Origin of the sequence: Pseudomonas laurentiana (genome assembly GCF_014648275.1) — a bacterium.
In the GTDB taxonomy this organism is placed as follows: Bacteria; Pseudomonadota; Gammaproteobacteria; order Pseudomonadales; family Pseudomonadaceae; genus Aquipseudomonas; species Aquipseudomonas laurentiana.
This window is the reverse complement of the sequence record NZ_BMQU01000072.1, coordinates 1-1,192: the sequence shown is the minus strand read 5'-3', so window position 1 is coordinate 1,192 and position 1,192 is coordinate 1. Positions and strand designations below refer to the sequence as shown.

The following is a 1,192-nucleotide window of genomic DNA, read 5'->3' as shown; positions in this document are numbered from 1 at the left end:
GGAAGGTCTGAAGTACCCACCGATTTTTGAGGCCCTCGCTGCTTGAGGTTCAAAAAATCCAAGTCGGCCGAAAAACAGACCCTTCTTGTCTTTAATTCACGGCTCTTTCCTCTTATCGTGCTGTTTCAGGGCGATCAGCCCGCATTACAGACGCACCTCTCCCGCATTCAACAACCGTTTTCGCACCATCCACAGGTTCGACAATGCGAACAAGGTTGTCTGTTGGGCGATGTTTTTCGACAAGCCACGAAAGCGTACTTTCGTGTAGCCAAACTGGAGCTTGATCACGCGAAAGGGATGTTCAACCTTGGCCCGCACCTGCGCTTTGGCGTATTCGATCTTGCGTCGCATACGCCCGATCAAACTCTTTTTTCCGTGCTTTCTATAGCTGCTGGGACGCGCGGCAATCGACCAAATCATCGTGCGGTTCTGATGCTCAGCACGCTTCTCCACACCGGTATAACCTGCATCGCCGCACACGTAAGTTTCCTCACCATGCAACAACTGATCGACCTGAGTCACGTCCGCCACATTCGCCGCCGTGCCCACCAGGCTGTGCACCAAGCCGGATTCGGCATCGACGCCGATGTGCGCTTTCATACCAAAAAAGTACTGATTTCCTTTTTTCGTCTGATGCATTTCCGGGTCGCGCTTGCCGTCCTTGTTCTTGGTCGAACTCGGGGCATGAATGATCGTCGCATCGACCACCGTGCCTTGGCGCAGCATCAAGCCACGGTCACCCAGATAGCCGTTGATGACCTGCAAGATCCCGCCCGCCAACTCATGTTTTTCCAGCAAGCGCCGGAAGTTGAGGATCGTGGTTTCATCGGGAATTCGATCCAGATGCAGCCCCGCGAACTGGCGCAGAATCGTCGTTTCATAGAGTGATTCTTCCATCGCCGGATCGCTGTAGCCGAACCAGTTCTGCATCAGATGAACCCGCAACATGGCCAGCAACGGATACGCCGGACGACCGCCTTCACCTTTCGGATAATGCGGCTCGATCAAGGCAATCAAGCCCTTCCAGGGCACGACCTGATCCATCTCGATCAGGAAGCGCTCACGGCGGGTCTGCTTACGTTTGCCGGCGTACTCAGCATCGGCGAAGGACATCTGTTTCATCGGGACTCAACCGTTCGATTCCTGTGAGGCGGGTATTTCACCAAATCTCGAAGCCTTTTTCAGAGTTTCC

Annotated in this window: 1 protein-coding gene; it reads right to left on the bottom strand. The window is 54.3% G+C overall.

Going from position 1 to position 1,192, the window contains the following annotated elements:
• Nucleotides 1-144: 144 nt before the first annotated feature.
• Nucleotides 145-1,122, bottom strand: coding sequence for an IS5 family transposase (locus IE038_RS23855; RefSeq protein WP_102053913.1), 978 nt, complete (start codon nucleotides 1,120-1,122; stop codon nucleotides 145-147).
• Nucleotides 1,123-1,192: the final 70 nt, after the last annotated feature.

Excerpts from the sequence above, each read along its gene's own strand:
- IE038_RS23855 (WP_102053913.1), bottom strand. The coding sequence starts at position 1,122 with ATGAAACAGATGTCCTTCGCCGATGCTGAGTACGCCGGCAAACGTAAG.